This is a genomic window from Stutzerimonas stutzeri (genome assembly GCF_038561965.1).
Classification (GTDB): domain Bacteria; phylum Pseudomonadota; class Gammaproteobacteria; order Pseudomonadales; family Pseudomonadaceae; genus Stutzerimonas; species Stutzerimonas stutzeri_AA.
Genome location: NZ_CP139348.1, coordinates 2113126 through 2128605, shown reverse-complemented (window position 1 = coordinate 2128605; position 15480 = coordinate 2113126). Strand labels below are relative to the sequence as shown.

General features: G+C 58.9%; 13 protein-coding genes. 6 read left to right on the top strand and 7 right to left on the bottom strand.

What is annotated here, in order from left to right; all coding sequences use genetic code 11:
• Nucleotides 1–52 precede the first annotated feature (52 nt).
• The 4 genes from SM130_RS09845 (at nucleotide 53) to SM130_RS09830 (ending at nucleotide 7247) form a co-directional block, all read left to right on the top strand.
• Nucleotides 53–2437 (top strand): thiamine pyrophosphate-binding protein, encoded by a 2385-nt coding sequence (locus SM130_RS09845; RefSeq protein ID WP_256044991.1) that lies wholly within the window; start codon nucleotides 53–55, stop codon nucleotides 2435–2437.
• A 7-nt stretch (nucleotides 2438–2444) separates the two neighbouring features.
• Nucleotides 2445–4964 (top strand): aminotransferase class III-fold pyridoxal phosphate-dependent enzyme, encoded by a 2520-nt coding sequence (locus SM130_RS09840; protein WP_256044992.1) that lies wholly within the window; start codon nucleotides 2445–2447, stop codon nucleotides 4962–4964.
• 62 nt (nucleotides 4965–5026) lie between these two features.
• Entirely contained in the window at nucleotides 5027–6205 is a 1179-nt protein-coding gene (locus SM130_RS09835; RefSeq protein WP_256044993.1) for a CynX/NimT family MFS transporter, read from the top strand.
• 4 nt (nucleotides 6206–6209) lie between these two features.
• Nucleotides 6210–7247 (top strand): glucuronyl hydrolase, encoded by a 1038-nt coding sequence (locus tag SM130_RS09830; protein WP_256044994.1) that lies wholly within the window; start codon nucleotides 6210–6212, stop codon nucleotides 7245–7247.
• A 206-nt stretch (nucleotides 7248–7453) separates the two neighbouring features.
• On the opposite strand, the gene SM130_RS09825 is transcribed toward SM130_RS09830, so the two are convergent.
• The 5 genes from SM130_RS09825 to SM130_RS09805 all read right to left on the bottom strand — a co-directional run bounded on the left by SM130_RS09825 (nucleotide 7454) and on the right by SM130_RS09805 (nucleotide 11382).
• Nucleotides 7454–8602 carry an acyl-CoA dehydrogenase family protein gene (locus SM130_RS09825; protein ID WP_256044995.1) on the bottom strand — a complete coding sequence of 383 codons (1149 nt, stop codon included), beginning with the start codon at nucleotides 8600–8602 and terminating at the stop codon, nucleotides 7454–7456.
• Nucleotides 8599–8871: a hypothetical protein gene (locus tag SM130_RS09820; protein ID WP_256044996.1), complete on the bottom strand. Its 273-nt coding sequence runs from the start codon at nucleotides 8869–8871 to the stop codon at nucleotides 8599–8601. Before SM130_RS09820 ends, SM130_RS09825 begins: the two co-directional genes overlap by 4 nt.
• Nucleotides 8868–9923, bottom strand: a complete 1056-nt coding sequence (locus tag SM130_RS09815; protein ID WP_256044997.1) for a methyltransferase — start codon at nucleotides 9921–9923, stop codon at nucleotides 8868–8870. Before SM130_RS09815 ends, SM130_RS09820 begins: the two co-directional genes overlap by 4 nt.
• A gap of 1040 nt (nucleotides 9924–10963) precedes the next feature.
• Nucleotides 10964–11227 (bottom strand): hypothetical protein, encoded by a 264-nt coding sequence (locus SM130_RS09810; RefSeq protein WP_256044998.1) that lies wholly within the window; start codon nucleotides 11225–11227, stop codon nucleotides 10964–10966.
• A 26-nt stretch (nucleotides 11228–11253) separates the two neighbouring features.
• A complete protein-coding gene (locus SM130_RS09805) occupies nucleotides 11254–11382 on the bottom strand; it encodes a hypothetical protein (protein ID WP_423836607.1) in 129 nt (42 codons plus the stop codon).
• A 159-nt stretch (nucleotides 11383–11541) separates the two neighbouring features.
• Between SM130_RS09805 and SM130_RS09800 the strand changes: the two genes are divergently transcribed.
• Together SM130_RS09800 and SM130_RS09795 are read left to right on the top strand one after the other, a co-directional pair.
• Nucleotides 11542–11925 carry a nucleotide pyrophosphohydrolase gene (locus SM130_RS09800; protein WP_423836603.1) on the top strand — a complete coding sequence of 128 codons (384 nt, stop codon included), beginning with the start codon at nucleotides 11542–11544 and terminating at the stop codon, nucleotides 11923–11925.
• 21 nt (nucleotides 11926–11946) lie between these two features.
• Entirely contained in the window at nucleotides 11947–13821 is a 1875-nt protein-coding gene (locus SM130_RS09795) for a DNA/RNA helicase domain-containing protein (protein ID WP_256044999.1), read from the top strand.
• Nucleotides 13822–14021: 200 nt separating this feature from the next.
• Here SM130_RS09795 and SM130_RS09790 read toward each other — a convergent pair whose 3' ends face one another.
• The gene (locus SM130_RS09790) at nucleotides 14022–14573 is read right to left on the bottom strand and encodes a suppressor of fused domain protein (protein WP_256045000.1); all 552 of its coding nucleotides are present in this window, start codon (nucleotides 14571–14573) and stop codon (nucleotides 14022–14024) included.
• A gap of 10 nt (nucleotides 14574–14583) precedes the next feature.
• A complete protein-coding gene (locus SM130_RS09785; protein WP_256045001.1) occupies nucleotides 14584–15429 on the bottom strand; it encodes an RHS repeat-associated core domain-containing protein in 846 nt (281 codons plus the stop codon).
• Between the last annotated feature and the right edge of the window lie 51 nt (nucleotides 15430–15480).

The window sequence follows — 15480 nt, the reverse complement described above, 5'->3', positions numbered from 1 at the left end:
TCGGAATCCGCGGGATCGGGCAATGGCAGCAAGCCAAAGAGGATGCGGGCATATGCAGCAAGAGAGACGGAATATCGGAATACTCTTGGTCAGCCAGGATGAAAAACTGGCGTTGGACCTGGACATGGTAGTGGAAAGCGTAAACGGTTTGCTCAGTCGCAATACCGATACGCCTTTCGATTTGCACCCGAACGACGAATGCTTTCCCTACCGCCAGATCTTCGCTCAGGCCTGTCGATACTTGCGCTCACAACCCAGGGACAAGCTGCCCGCCCTGTTCTCTCGGTGCTTCCACTCAATGGCAACCGCCCGCCAGGCGCTGTCGGCGGGTGATTGGACGTTGTCCCCGCTTGAATGCGTGTTGCTCGATACGCGCCATGAGGAACCGGTCGATGACGACCCCTTCCTTGCGCTTACGCTGCAACAACCGCCGACCCGGCCCTCGCCCTGCTCTGCAATGCTGCTGTGCGAGGAAAGGGTGCTGGGTAAATGGATGTGCCGGCTGGGGGGCAACCGCCTGGTGCGGGTGCCGCATTCGAATCCCTGGCAACGCCGCGCCGATATCCTCCGGCTGATTCTGGATCATCTGGAGCATGCCCATTTCAACCGCATGCTTGCTCGCGCGCGCCAGAAAGCCGATGGCCAGGTGACGCTGGCACAAAAGATTCATCACCTCATGACTGAACGCTGGGGTGATCAATGGGACTTCCACTTCTACACGGGCTCCATGGTCGCCGGTTTCATCGACTCGATGAAATCTCTGCTGCAGGGAACGGACAGCCACTGCCTGACCGGTAACAACGAGCACTCATTGGCCGTAAGCGCGCTGGCTGGCTGGCAGTTGTATGGCCGTGCCTACGTCATCGCCATGACCTCCGGGATGATCGACGAAGCGCGCGGGACTCTGGCGAATCTCAAGCGTGCCGCAGCCCCTGGCATCATTGTCTGCGCCGACTCCCCGGAAACGATCTGGTATCCATTCCAGGGTACGCTCGACGCCGACAGCGACGGACATGCGGTCATTGCAGCACGCGGCTTGTGGCATGGGTTCATGCGTACCCCCGATGACATGCCAGCTTGCCTTGCAAATGCCTTCCAGGCCCTTGATGAGCGCCCCGCTCCAACCTTCGTCCTTGCAACGCAACACGTGCTGGAGTCGCAAGCGACCATTTCGGAACCAGTGGTGCAGCGCCCCTCCTCCAAGGCTGCAACGCTCTCCTGCGCGCAACGCGAACGACTGGATCAGGCCGTGGCCGCCATCAACCACGACAACGCCCGGATGCTGTGGCATTGCGGTCGCCTCACATCGGACGAGCGGAATCAGATTCTTCGCCTGGCCGAAAAAGCCGGCATCGCCCTGGTGGACAGCATCATTCATCCGGGAAGCGTGCCCGGGTTCAGCGACGGCAAGTCCGTAGCGAACTATCTGGGAACGCTTTCCATGTATGGATTCAACCGCGCGGTCTATGAATTCCTGGAAGCGCAAAGCACCAACGAAGAAGGCGCTCCCTGGCTCTTTTTCCTCAAGGGCAAGGTAGAGCAATCGTCTACCCCGTATTCGGAAGGCAAGCTCAAGCGCAACTTCCGCATTGGCCAAGTCAACTGCAATGAGGCGCACCTGTCGCCATTCACCCTGCTGGGACTGGACGTTCGGTTGGCGGACTTCCTGAATTACCTCGAACCACGCCTGCAGGTTGACGACGCGGTGCTACGGCAGCGCCGCGCCAGAATCGAACAATTGCGCAAGCTGCCGGCCGCTCAGCCAAGCGACCTGATCGAAACAATGCCGATGACCCCGAATTATTTCTTCCACCAGTTGGGACGACTGGTGGTCGATCTGATCGAGTCGCGAAGCTACCGCTATACCGGCGTCTACGACGTTGGTCGTTGCGGTTTGTCGGCAATGCGCAACGTGGCACGCACCGATCCCGGTTTCTCCGGCTGGTACGGTCGCGCCCTGATGGGTGACGGTCTGATGTCGCTGCCCTATATCGCCTTGAAGAACGAACGCAATGTGCTGGCATTCATCGGTGATGGTGCTCGCGCAATAGTGCCGAATGTGGAGCAGCGCCTGGTTGGCTCTTCGATCCGGGGCATCGCAGGGCGTGGTGGCAACGTCACCGTTTTCTATCTGAGCAACGGCGTGCTTTCCATGATTCAGACCTATCTGGACAAACGCTACACGCTCAATGGCTGCAGCCAGGTCAACGTGCCATTGACGGAATGGAAGGAGGCTCCCGTCGAGCATGCTGAAGACGATGTGACGGTTCATCGTCGCGTTATCCGGCAATTCTGCCCGGCGCTGTTGGGCGAGGCCTTGATGGCTCCGCGCCGCGTCAATTTCTTTGATGTCTGGCTTGGACACAACTCGGAGGGCGATGGCTTGAGCCTGATCTCGGAAGGGTCCTGGAGCCGCATGCGTACTCATGGAGAGTGAACACATTATGAAGTTCGGTTTTATTGCCCACCCCACATCCCGGGACTTGCTGCATCAGGTCAAGCTGATCGATATGGCGGGTCGTATGCTCGAGGAACAGGCCAACGGCTACGACGGCGAGCGCTGGCGCCGTCGCAATCTGGTTCCGTTCATTGAATTCACTCGCATCGTGAGCGCCAGCGGTTCGCAGTGTGAAGGCATCTTGCAGTTCATGCCGTTGACGGCAGAGCAAATGTTGAGTCAGCCGAGGCGCATTGCGGAGCGTGTCGTCGAAGGCGTCAATGCGTTAAAGGACGAGGGGGCAGAACTCGTAGGGCTGGGAGGCTTCACGTCCATTGTTGGCAATCGCGGCCTGCAGACACTGGATCGCACGCAAATTCCGGTGACGACGGGTAACTCGCTGACTGCGTATGCCGCCTATATGAATCTGTTGGGTGTCCTATCCGCGCTGGAAATTCCACCAGAAAAAGCGGAGGTCGCCGTGCTCGGGTATCCCGGGTCGATTGCACTGGCCATCGTTTGCCTGCTGGCGCCATTGGGGTGTCGGCTGCGACTGGTGCATCGCGGAGGGAAACAGCAGGTCGACACGTTGCTTGAGTACCTGCCCTCACAATTTCACGGACAAGTGACGCTGCACGCCGGTCTGGAAGATTGCTATGCCCAGGTCCGATTGTTCGTTGCCGCGACCTCCACCGGTGGGGTCATTGATCCTCGGCGGCTGGCTTGCGGTAGTGTCGTGGTGGATGCAGCGTTGCCGAAGGACATGCAACCTGGCTGGGAAAAACGCGACGACATTCTGGTCATTGATGGCGGCCTGGTCTCTGCGACTGACGCAGTGGACTTCGGGGCCATGGCGCTGGGCCTGGGTCCTAAGCGCAATATCAATGGTTGCCTGGCCGAAACCATGATCCTGGCGCTGCAGGGTCGCGCAGAGGCATTCTCCATCGGGCGCGAACTGCCTGCTGAGAAGGTTCTCGAGATCGGTCGCATCGCCGAGGGACATGGCTTTCTGCCTTACCCCATGGCGAGCGGCGGCGAATCAGTGGATGGCGCTCGGTTCGATGAACTGCGACGATTTCACGGTGCCAGGCCGCCAGCTGTCGTACACGACCTGAATACCGGCTCCCAGGAGCTTCGCTCAGAAGTGCTGCGCTGCTTCGGTACGCACATCAACCCCATTCTGCGTGAATTCTATGAGTTCAATCATGTCGAGCGTGTCTTCAGCAATGGCCAAGGCTGCTGGCTGACGGATCTGGACGGTCGCCGTTACCTGGATTTCGTAGCGGGATACGGCTGCCTCAACACGGGCCACAACCATCCGGAGATAGCAGCCAGGCTGCAGGAATACCTCACCCAGCAGCATCCCACCTTCGTGCAGTACCTGTCTGCGCCGTTGCATGCCAGCCTGCTGGCCAAACGTCTTGCCGAGCTGGCTCCAGCCGGACTGGAGCGCGTGTTCCTTAGCAACTCTGGGACCGAAGCCGTGGAGGCGGCTTTGAAGCTGGCTTTGGCCGCCAGCGACAAATCCACGCTGCTCTACTGCACCAATGGCTATCACGGCAAAACGCTTGGCGCCCTGTCCGTAACGGGGCGTGAGAAGCACCGCAAGGCGTTCGAACCGTTGCTGCCGCGCTGCGAGGAGATTCCGTTCGCCGATGTTTCGGCGTTGCGAAACCGGTTGCTCAAGGGGGATGTCGCAGCCTTCATCATGGAACCGATCCAGGGTGAAGGTGGTGTCACCATGGCCCCGGACGGCTATCTCAGAGTTGTGAGGGACCTGTGCTCCGAGCATGAATGCCTCTGGATTCTCGATGAAATCCAGACCGGGCTCGGACGTACCGGCAAGATGTTCGCCTGCGAATGGGAAGACGTCTCGCCCGACATCATCGTGCTATCCAAATCCCTGTCGGGTGGTCTGGTGCCTATCGGCGCAACGCTGTCCTCGAAAGAAGTCTGGCAACGCGCCTACGGCAATATCGACCGATTCGCATTGCACACCTCGACGTTTGGCGGCGGGAATTTTGCTGCCGCCGCCGCCATGGCCGCGCTGGACGTGATCGAGCACGAAGACCTGCCCGGCAATGCCGCTCTGGTTGGTGCACACCTGCGACAAGGGCTGGAGGCGCTGGCCCGCAAGCACTATTTCATCAAGGAGGTTCGCGGGCGAGGCCTGATGATCGCCATCGAATTTCAGAACGATGTCTCAAATGGCATTGAAGCCTTCGTGCGGGATATGACCAGCCGGATGCCCGCCAATGCCGCAGCCACCTACCGAATGATGCCTGCCAAGGCCCGCGAACACCTCGAAGCAGCCATGCGCGAATTGGAGTCCACGCTGGCCGACATGTTCGTCCTGCGCATCATGACCAAGTTGTCCCAGGAGCACGGCATCCTGACCTTCGTGACGGCCAACAACAACCGTGTCATGCGGATTCAGCCGCCGCTGGTTCTATCACTGGCAGAAGCCGATCGGTTCATAAAGGCATTGGGCGAGGTCTGCGAGGATCTCTCGACCTTTGAGTCATGAGTTCAGTCATCGGGATGCGCTGTTGATTCGATCTCCCCTTCCCAGCTTATAAGGGTGACGCAATGAACGTTGAAACCCATCGTCCTGCCTCGCTGGCTGGACTGTCCGCGCTTCTGTTGATAGCGATGGGCATGCCGATGATGATCTTCTATGCTATCGGCATCCTGGGCCCGCACCTGGTTGCCGACTTGGGGATTTCCCGTCAGCAACTGGGCTGGCTGACCGCCAGCACCTTCGGACTCGCCGCCCTGCTGTCACCCTGGGCAGGCGCACTGGTCCAACGCATGGGCACTCGTGCGGGGCTGATATGCATGTTCCTGCTGGTGGGGTTGTCCTTTTCGCTAATGGCGGTCCTGCCTGGCTTCGGTGGATTGGTCACGGCATTACTGCTTTGCGGGACGGCCCAGTCATTGGCAAACCCGGCGACCAATCAGGCCATCGCGCATAGCGTACCCGTTGCGCGGAAAGCGGGTGTCGTCGGTCTGAAGCAGTCGGGTGTGCAGGCGTCCGCCTTGTTGGCGGGCGTGGCGCTTCCACCGCTGGTGCTGATGTGGGGATGGCGTGGCGCGTTGGCAGCCTGGGTGCCCGTGGCATTGGTCATGGCCGCATTGGTGACCTATTGGGTACCTGCAAAATCGGTGTCAGCGCCAAGCCTGCCATTGCGCGTGCGTGGACCCAATGTGTGGCTGTCGATATTGATGGCCATTCAGCTTTGCGCAGGTCTTGCGCTGTCCTCGTTCATGACCTTCCTCGGCGTCTATGCCGCCCAGATCGGCGTATCGGTCAGCACCATCGGAGCCATGGTCAGTTGCTTTGGCGCCATGGGGATCCTGTCCCGCGTGCTGCTGACACCGATCGCTGACAAGCTGAAGGACGAAACCATTTTGCTCGGCGTGCTGTTCATACTTGCAGGCCTGGCGCTGGCGGTCATGCGCGAGGCCAACACTCAGCAGCACTGGCCACTCTGGCTTGGCGTGACGGGAATGGGCCTGACCGTGGCCGCCAGCAATGCCATCGCCATGAGCATGCTGTTGCGCGATGGGCGATTTGGCGGCGCAGCCACTTCGGCGGGGATGCTATCGGTTGGATTCTTCGGCGGCTTCGCCGTTGGCCCGCCTGCATTCGGGTGGTTCTTGGCCCACTCAGAGGGCTTCGCGGCCGCCTGGCTTAGCCTGATCGGTATCTTGGTCGCAGGCGGTCTTCTGTGCCTGCTGTTGCTCTACATGCGCCATCGGGAATGAGTCCATGCAAGGAAATAACCTCCATGAAGTTGCCATCCGCGCCATCTTCAAGCGAATGGATGAAATTGCCGCGCAATGCGGCGATCGTTTCCCGTTGTTCCGCCGCAGCGCAGACGGACTGTGGACGTTATCCACACGAGGCTCTTGGCTGGGTGGGTTCTGGGCGGGGCTTTGGTGGCGGCGCGCCGCCTACACAGGCAGTGCAGACGACCATGCTGTGGCAGAAGCTTGGTCGGCGCGACTTGCCCCATTGTTACGTGAGCCATCGATCAATCGCAGTTTCGTTTTCTGGTATGGCACCGCCATCGGCCATGAGAAGCGCGGTAAAGACCAAGCGTCCCAGCAACTTGCCAACCAAGCGGCTCTCGCCATCTCTGAAAGTTTCAACCCCGGATTGGGTGGCTGGATGTCCGGTTCCGGCATGGGCGCCGGAGAACTCGGAACGCGCGCGCTCAACGTCGACGCGCTGGCGCCGACACTGGCACTGCTGCACGGTCATGGAGGCCAGAAAGAACGCAAACGGGCGCGTCAGCATTTACAGACCTGCCTTCACTACCTCGCAACCGAGCATGGCGCCTGGCGAACCAATGCTGTTCTAGATGCCGGTGACGGCGCGAAGCAGGAAGCGGCCGGGGCTTGGCCTCGCGGACAGGCCTGGGCCATGCTGGGCATGGCTGAAGCGGTTCGATTGTTTGGAGAAGCCTATCGGCATCCGGCTTTGCAGGCTTGCACGTATTGGACTGAACGCTGGGGAGGCGCCAGTCAGCCTGCAGAAACATCAGGGTTGCAACGCCCGCCGCAGGACCTTTCCGCGCACGTGATTTCGGCAACTGCCATGCTCAATCTGTCGCGGCTCATCCCAGGCCAGCATTGGTTGTACCGCCAGGCACATATGCAAATTTCTGCGGTGCTTGATGTCACTGACGTTGTCGAGACAGGGCAATTCGTTGGGCATCTTTATCACGTCGGCCCAGATGATGAACAGCTGGTTGAGTCGGCCTGCGCGACATTCTTCTTGCTTGAAAACCTGATTAACCTGTAACGCGCTGTGCTCGTTGCGGTTCGCGCCGACGTCCCGAGGGGCCTGCCCAACGCACACCGCATCTGGCGCTACAGGCCGTCTTCGCCTCTCACCGCGGTCGGCCTTCCCCCAAACGCAGCGCCGTCCCTCGCCCCAGGGCATCTGGTGCGTATTAGCGCTGGCACCATTTCGCGCCACTGAACGATACGCTCAGGGCCTGAGAGGCTTCAAAGCAGCGAAATTCCTCTTTCGAGCAGGCGGCGCGCGATCATGATCCGATGAATTTCCGAGGTACCATCGTAAAGCCGGAAGACCCTCGCATCGCGGTAGTAGCGCTCGATCGGCAACTCAGTGCAATAGCCCATTCCGCCAAAGATCTGCACTGCGCTGTCCGCGACGCGGCCCAGCATTTCGGACGCGAACAACTTCACCATCGAAACCTTCTCACGCACATCCCGCCCTTGATCGATTTCCCAGGCCGCGTTGAGAAGCATCATCCTGGCGCCGTAGATTTCACACTGCATGTCCGCCAGCATCTTCTGCACCATCTGGAAACTGCCGATCGGGGCACCGAACTGCGAGCGCTGCTTCGCGAAATCGACCGACATTTCCAGTAGTTTCGAAGCCATGCCGACAGCCCTGGCACCGACATAGGCCAACCGTGCAACGTTGAGATGGCCAAGTACCAGCGACATGCCCCGCCCCGGCTCGCCGAGCAATTGTTGCGGCGCGATCCGGCAGTCGGTGAAGAACAGCCCGTGCTGATGGGTACCGCGATGCCCCATCATTTCCTGTATCGGCCCGAGTTCAAGGCCCGGCGTATCGCGGTCGACCAAAAAGCAGGAGATACCTTCCTCGCTGCGTGCAGTGACGATATAAGCGCTCGCGATATCGGCATCGCTGATGAAGTGTTTGCTGCCGTTCAATATCCACTCGCAACCGTCGCGCTTGACCGCGGTTCTGATGCCGTTTGCGTCCGAACCGGCCTCGGGCTCGCTCATGGCAACCGACACATGTATATCGCCACGCATGGCGGCATGCAGGTACTTCTCGCGCTGCTCGCCGGTACAATGAACAAGGATGCTGGGAACGTGGCCGAATGCCCGCCTTGCCAACACATCCTTGGTTCGGCCGATCTGCTCATTGACCAGACAGAATTCAACGGCACTCAGCCCGCCGCCGCCCACCTCCTGCGGCATATGCATGGCCCACAGCCCCAGCTCCCGGGCCTTTTGCTTGAGGCCTTCAGCCACGCTGGGATCGATCGCATTCGTTCTTTCGATCTCATCCTCGAGCGGATTGAGTTCGTTTTCGACGAACCGCTTCACCGTCGAAACCAGCATTTGCACTTCATTGGGAAGGGAAAAATCGATCATGTCGTTGGCTTCCGGCGTTCCGGCCAAGCGTGAAAGCCGGCCTGATGGATCAAGTTGCCAGCGAGGCGGTAACTGGCCCAAGGGAACACCACGTGCTCGGCGACGCTTGTGCGGGTGGTGTAGCAGATGCCGTAGGTGACACGACACAAAGACCTGCCTACGGTTTCGTCGCGCACACGTTGCTCGCTGCGGATGATGGCAATGAACGCGGAGTCGGCCTGCTTTTCCAGATCGGCTCCATCGGCTAGTCCGAGGGCCAAAGACATCATCGGCACACCAGCACTTGCACTGGCGCCAATGGAAACAAGTCGCTCTCGAAGGTGGCGACGTTAGCGAATCCTGCGGCGAACAACGCCTCGGCGAGTTCTCCCTGGTGCCAGACATGGTGGCCACGCATCAGCAACGGCAGGTAGTACGCCAGAACCGTGGCTGTCTGCGCCGCCGTGAGCGGAATTTCAGCATGAATGCTCACGAAAACCCCGCCCGGCGCCAGCGCTGCTCGGATCTTACGTAGCGTCTGCGCAAGATCCGGCACGAAGTGCAAAACCGAAGCGCACCAGATGAGGTCATAACCGCTGCCAATTTCATCACGGGTCAGGTCGCCTCCCAGCACCGACAGACGCGTGCCGAGTTGCGCCATCTCGACGTTCTGCCGTGCCACTGCTGCGGTTGGCGGCAACTCGAACGCAGTGCCATGGCATCCGGGAAGAGCGCGTGCCAACGCAATGGCCACCATGCCGGGACCGCAACCGAGGTCCAGGAAACGTCGAATGCCCTTTAGCTCCGGCAGGCGAGCAACGATCGCGAGTGCCGCTTCGACCGTAACAGCCGATTGCTCCTGCACGATTTTTGTCCGAGCAAGCGTGGCCCAGCATTGGTCGGTCGGTACCGGCGCCTCCTCGATGGCACGCACTTGCAGATATTCCGGCAATCGCGTGCCAAAGTCGCGTAGCGACCGAAGGCGAAAGGCCCAAGCATCACCGCAGTAATCGGACGACTGCTTGGCGAAAAAACGCTTTGCTTTGTCGCTGGAACGATAGTGTGGCGTCGACCCAGTGCTGTCATGGAGCTGAAACCGCTCCAACAGATCCATGCTCCATAACAACTCAAGAACGGGCTCGAGCCTGTTCGGATCAAGTTCGAGCTGCTCTGCAATTTTCCCGGCCCCTGCCTGTTCGGTCAGCACATCGAAAAGGCCGCTATCCAGCGCAGTCGCCAACGCATCAGCCTGCACAGACGCCAGCGCGAGATCCCAGCAGGATTGCAATGGATGGGCGTGTTGAAATTTCATCTTGGACCTCATAAGCGCTACGTCACCCACAGGCCTACCTCACTCAGCAGGCTGTTGATCGTGGTCGCGCCATCAATGCCGATGGTGTCGTGGTTTCGATACCCAGCGTTATGGAAAAAAAAAGGACGACTCGTGTGTCCGACGGTGCAATCCGCCATCAGTTGATCGCGTCGTATTCGGCGCCGCCGTTGTCGAAGGTCTCGAACTGCCCATGTGTCAATGCGCCGAAGCTCGCCAGCAGCGCGTGAAGTCAAAGACGTCTGGCATGAAGCTTTATGCGAAGTGTCACCATTGCCCGCTCCCAAAAGGTGTTTTCGCCAAATCGCTCTCGTCGCGCGGAGGAATCCTGGGCACTTGAACCATGTGCTCCATGGGCTTGACGGCCAATCCATGGCAGATAACGCAGTCAACAATAGCAATATCTCGCATTCCCATTCGTATTAGGATCGCTGTATTTCGTATGCGATCCGTGCAACTGGGCGCGCGGCGCGAGAAAAGCTCGTACCTTTACCGGGCTTCGATCATTCGTCATCAGCAAGCAACGGCAGGACGAACGCGGTGGTTGCAGGGCTTTTGCGGGAAGTGATAACGGACGTTGTACAAGCGTTCAGGCTCGCGTGCGCTTGACACCGCTAGGGCTACAGGGAAATGGACGATGCCCCGTAAAGTGGCATTTTCCCTTACCGGAGATGGGATCGGCGGCTCTTCGCTGGCCTAACCGGAAACTCCACAGCTCGCGCGCTCACCTTAAGCATTGGCCAGTGAAACGCGCGCCTCGGCGATTTAGCTTCACTGCTAGTGCCCGGCATGCGTAGGCGCGTGAGGTCGCGGTGGGGTGTTGTCGCGGAGAGTCCGAGGATGTGAGTTAGAGCAACGGCAGGAGCGCGTGCGCACAGGTTAGGCGTCACCCGGATAGGCCGGGTCGCGCTGGTGTGCTCCAGATAGATTCGGTCCAGCACGTCTTGACCTATGAAGCTGCTTTGGGAAGCCGCGACGTTGGTAGCTTTGACCAATCGGTTCCAGAAGCGATCGCAGTGGAAAAAGTGTTCTGAGGGCAGTGACCTAAGGCTCTATGTTAGCAAGAGTCCTTTTACTTTCTGCTTGATTTCAACTGGACACTCTTTAAAGCCGTATTTCCCGGCATTCTCTTTAGATGAGTTAAATCCCAGATAGTAGCCATCGTAACAAAAATAGTAATTGTCAATCTTTCGCGTGCTTGGCTTGTCTTTTTCCAGCATGTCTAGAAGCGTCTTTAATTGTGAGCGCGTTAGCCAAAAATTCTGAGGTACAGCAGAGTTGCATTCATATGTCAGCTGTAAGAGTAACCTAGCCATAAAGTCTCCTTAACATCGCAGTCAGGTCACGCACGAGAATCGCTCGACTTGCCGAAACCATAGCGTGCCAGGAACTTGGTACGGCCGAGCTGCACGAACTCATCGATGGCAGCCTGCACGGCGGCGGGGCTACGGAGCTGGGAAAGCTGGGACAAAAACGACCACGTCCTTATGTTGTGTAACGCCGGGAACCCTCAAGCTGCAGCTTTCTCGCTTCGCAGGCCCTGGCCCGATGGTTGCGGGCCGGGCCGCACTTACATCGGCCTTACGCTCAAGTATGATCGGCAAACCCTGCCGCCACCAAGGACAACCTCGTGCCGATCGATGCCTCGCCGCCCTCCTCGCTCGTTGATGTAGCGCCACTGGCCGAAGCGCTCGAACAGTTCGCCGAGGCGCGCAACTGGGCGCAGTTCCACTCGCCAAAGAACCTGGCCATGGCCCTTGCGGGCGAGACGGGCGAACTCCTCGAGATCTTCCAATGGATGACCGAGGAACAATCCATCACCGCGGCGCAGCGCCCCGAAACAGCCCAGGCGGTGCGCGACGAGCTGGCCGACGTGATGATGTACCTGGTGCGGCTGGCCGATGTCCTGGGCGTGGACCTGGACGAGGCCGTGCAACACAAGCTTCGGCTCAATGGGCAGAAGTACCCCGTCGACAGGGCGCGCAACACGAGCAAGAAGTACGACCAACTTTAAAACCCGGCCAAGGAAGACCGCGTGATCGTCTACGAAGCTACCAAGCAGCAGTTCCTCAAGGACACCGACAACGACGACATCGAGGACGTGATCCTCGCCCACTTTACCGCCAGCACCGGCAAGCGGGTCGGACGATCGGAGATCGAGTCGTGGAAAGGGTCGCTCGGCTACATGGCCAAGGTGCTACGCGACGAAGCGTTGCCGGCTGACACGGGACTCGCCATCGAGCTCCATATCCCGCAGTCCTCCAAGCGCATCGACTTCACGCTCACCGGCCATGACGAGCTGGGTGGCAAGAACGCCGTGCTCGTCGAGCTCAAGCAATGGAGCACGGCGAAGGCCACGGCCAAGGATGCGATCGTGGTGACCGCCCTCGGCAAGGGGTTGAGGGAAACGGTGCATCCCTCGTACCAGGCCTGGTCCTATGCCTCTCTACTGCAAGGCTTCAACGAGGCGGTATACGGCCAGAGCATTTCCGTCAGGCCTTGCGCGTACCTTCATAACTACATACGTGACGGGGTCATCGACGCCTCACATTACCAGCCCTACATCGAGAAGGCCCCGCTCTTTCTTAAGGGCAAGGACGAGCTCGAGCAGCTTCGCGCCTTCATCCGGAAATACATCAAGTCCGGTGACGACAAGGCCGTCCTGTACGAGCTGGCCAACGGCCGGATCCGTCCGTCCAAGGCGCTCGCCGATTCGTTGTCGGGCCTGCTGAAGGGCAACCCTGAGTTCGTCTTAATCGACGACCAGAAGGAGGTCTACGAGGCCGCGCTTGCAGCGGCCAAGGCTGCTTCGTCCGATCAGCCCCGGGTCGTCATCGTCGAGGGTGGCCCCGGTACCGGCAAGACGGTGCTGGCCATCAACCTACTGGTGCAGCTCACCTCGCAGGGGTTGGTGGGCAAGTACGTGTCGAAGAACGCCGCCCCGCGAAAGGTCTACGAGACGAAGCTCGTCGGGTCGATTACCCGCTCACGGTTCTCGCACATGTTCACCGGGTCCGGCGCCTTCGTCGATGCCGAGCCCAATGTATTCGACGTGCTCATCGTCGATGAGGCCCACCGCCTCAACGAGAAGAGCGGCTTGTATGCCAACCTCGGCGAGCACCAGGTCAAGGAACTGATCGGAGCCTCGAAGTGCACGGTCTTCTTCATCGACGAGGACCAGCGCGTCACCCTCAGTGACGTGGGCAGCAAGCAAGGGATCCGGCAGTTCGCCGAGGCCAAGGGCGCCCTCGTCGAGGAGTACGACCTGGCCTCCCAGTTCCGTTGCAGCGGGTCGGATGGCTATCTCGCGTGGCTCGACAACGCGCTCGACATCCGGTCGACCGCCAATTATCGGCTCGATGCCGGCGAGTATGACTTCCGGGTATTCGATACGCCCGAGGCGCTGCATGCGGCGATCGAGGCACGCAACCACCAGAACAAGGCGCGTGTCGTGGCCGGCTATTGCTGGCCATGGCGCAGTAAGAAGGATCCGCTGGCCGACGACATCGTGATCAGTGATTACCGCCGGCAGTGGAATCTCAGCCAGGACGGTAGCCTCTGGATCATTGCCGAGGAATCCATTGACCAGGTCGGGTGCATCCACACCTGCCAGGGCTTGGAGGTTGACTACATCGGCGTGATCATCGGGCCGGACCTGATCGTGCGTAACGGCCGTGTCGTGACCTTGCCCGACCAGCGCGACAAGCAGGACCGTTCCATCCGCGGGTACAAGAAGCTCATGAAGACACAACCGGACCTGGCGCGGCAGGAAACGGACCTGATCATTAAGAACACCTACCGCACGCTCATGACCCGTGGGATGAAGGGGTGCTATGTGTATTGCACGGATGCCGAAACGGCCGAGTACTTCAGGGCTGGGTTGGCAGCTGGTCCTCTAGGGGCAGGTTGAGATGGGGCGTCGCCCGGCGCCGCCGGGCGACGCTGTCGTGAAGCGAGCCGGAGACCGTCTCGCCCCTTCGGGCTTCCATCGTGCCCTTCCCTGCGGTCGGCTGACGCATAGTGCTCGCACGGCAACCCGGAGCGTAATCCAGAGCGTTTGATCATCGATGAGCACGTCGCAACACTGCTGCTCATACAGAACGCAGAACGTTAAACTATTGGATCTCGCTCCAACAGGAATAGATCAGGGTCTTGATCCTCTAATAGATCCTCAAATGCGCTCCAGCCGTTCACCTCAATGTAGTTGGCTTCGCTCCGGCAGACAGGAATCATCCAAACGAAAACAGTTGCCGGAACCGATCCATGATAAGTCGCGAAATGGTCATGTAGGAAAACCGGTATTGTACAGTACAGCGCATCGAACCCAAGCTTCTCCGCAGCTTCGATCGGCATCTCTATCAACTGCCCCCGAAAAATGGCTTCATGGGTAGACAAAACGAGCTCACATACGTAGAGCAGAAGCGAGGCCACCGTTTCGGACGGAGTTAAACTTGAAACAGCAAAAATCAGCTCCTGCCGGACATTCTTTTTTTCATTAATTTTCAACTCATGAAAACTGAGCCCGACAGTGATGTAAGTGCTGATATCTTTAAGTGGTGCATTTTCAAAATATAGTACTTGCAAACCATCTACTGAACCGGTTTCGTTCCAGCCTTGAGAGGCCTTCCCTAAAAATCTTTCAGCATGTGCGATGATGTTCATCGATTGTTCCTCAATTGTCGCTGCGGTTACAGCTCGGGCATCGCAACCTAACATCCTTGTTATATTGATCCAACACTTGTTTCCTATCCAGACCACGCAAATCCCTATCGCGCCACTTTGGCTGATGGTCTACGTCCCAATCTCGACGCCCCTGCCCAGGAGCGACCTCGACATCTTTATTACAAGTAGGGCATGCTTTCGCATCACGCTTTGATCCAGGAGCGGCATTATCCCAGGAATCCTGAATGGTTCGCTTTCTGAACGTCGACGGGCGCTTGGTTACGTCTTTAGCTTCCGACACTGCGGGTCTAGCCTTAACCCCGCTATTAATTAACTCTCCCTGCGGAGCCAGCCCTCCTTTCAAGCCACCAATCGGTCCCAGGCTCCCCTGCCATGTATCAACCTCAAACCCAGGTATCCAGCCGCCAGCAAGGATGGCATCGTCGGACATTCTCCCGTCCGGATCAACGTAGCGGTGGGGATTATTGTTGCCATAGGCATAGCGATTGAAGGTAACGGGGGATTCAAACTGAATGTTGGCCGGGTCGATGGAAAGAAACCGGCCCAAGACAGGATCGTAATGTCGAGCACCTGCATAAATAAGCGCGCTCGTATCGTCCTGCGCATGGCCTGTATAACCCAAAGCTCCGAACCGTCCCGTCGGCGTTTCCTCCTGCCGCTCGCCGAAAGGTCTGAAGTGCGCCCGCCACAAAAGCTCATCTCGTTCATCGGTAGCCGCGACCGGTGAACCAAGATAGTCATTATGATAATAGGTGGTAAATCTAAGAGTTTCCGCGTGGACCGGTGCACCAAGGCAGAAGAGCACGACCATCAGAAAGCAAAACAAGCGTCTCATAATCCGTCATCCCTGTTGATTATCGTTGCCGCATGAGCGCAACATCGCACA

What these genes read in the sequence shown, in the direction of transcription:
- SM130_RS09790 (WP_256045000.1), bottom strand. Translation starts at nt 14,573, where the DNA reads ATGAACATCATCGCACATGCTGAAAGATTTTTAGGGAAGGCCTCTCAA.
- SM130_RS09810 (WP_256044998.1), bottom strand. Translation starts at nt 11,227, where the DNA reads ATGGCTAGGTTACTCTTACAGCTGACATATGAATGCAACTCTGCTGTA.
- SM130_RS09845 (WP_256044991.1), top strand. Translation starts at nt 53, where the DNA reads ATGCAGCAAGAGAGACGGAATATCGGAATACTCTTGGTCAGCCAGGAT.
- SM130_RS09785 (WP_256045001.1), bottom strand. Translation starts at nt 15,429, where the DNA reads ATGAGACGCTTGTTTTGCTTTCTGATGGTCGTGCTCTTCTGCCTTGGT.
- SM130_RS09835 (WP_256044993.1), top strand. Translation starts at nt 5,027, where the DNA reads ATGAACGTTGAAACCCATCGTCCTGCCTCGCTGGCTGGACTGTCCGCG.
- SM130_RS09825 (WP_256044995.1), bottom strand. Translation starts at nt 8,602, where the DNA reads ATGATCGATTTTTCCCTTCCCAATGAAGTGCAAATGCTGGTTTCGACG.
- SM130_RS09840 (WP_256044992.1), top strand. Translation starts at nt 2,445, where the DNA reads ATGAAGTTCGGTTTTATTGCCCACCCCACATCCCGGGACTTGCTGCAT.
- SM130_RS09830 (WP_256044994.1), top strand. Translation starts at nt 6,210, where the DNA reads ATGCAAGGAAATAACCTCCATGAAGTTGCCATCCGCGCCATCTTCAAG.
- SM130_RS09820 (WP_256044996.1), bottom strand. Translation starts at nt 8,871, where the DNA reads ATGATGTCTTTGGCCCTCGGACTAGCCGATGGAGCCGATCTGGAAAAG.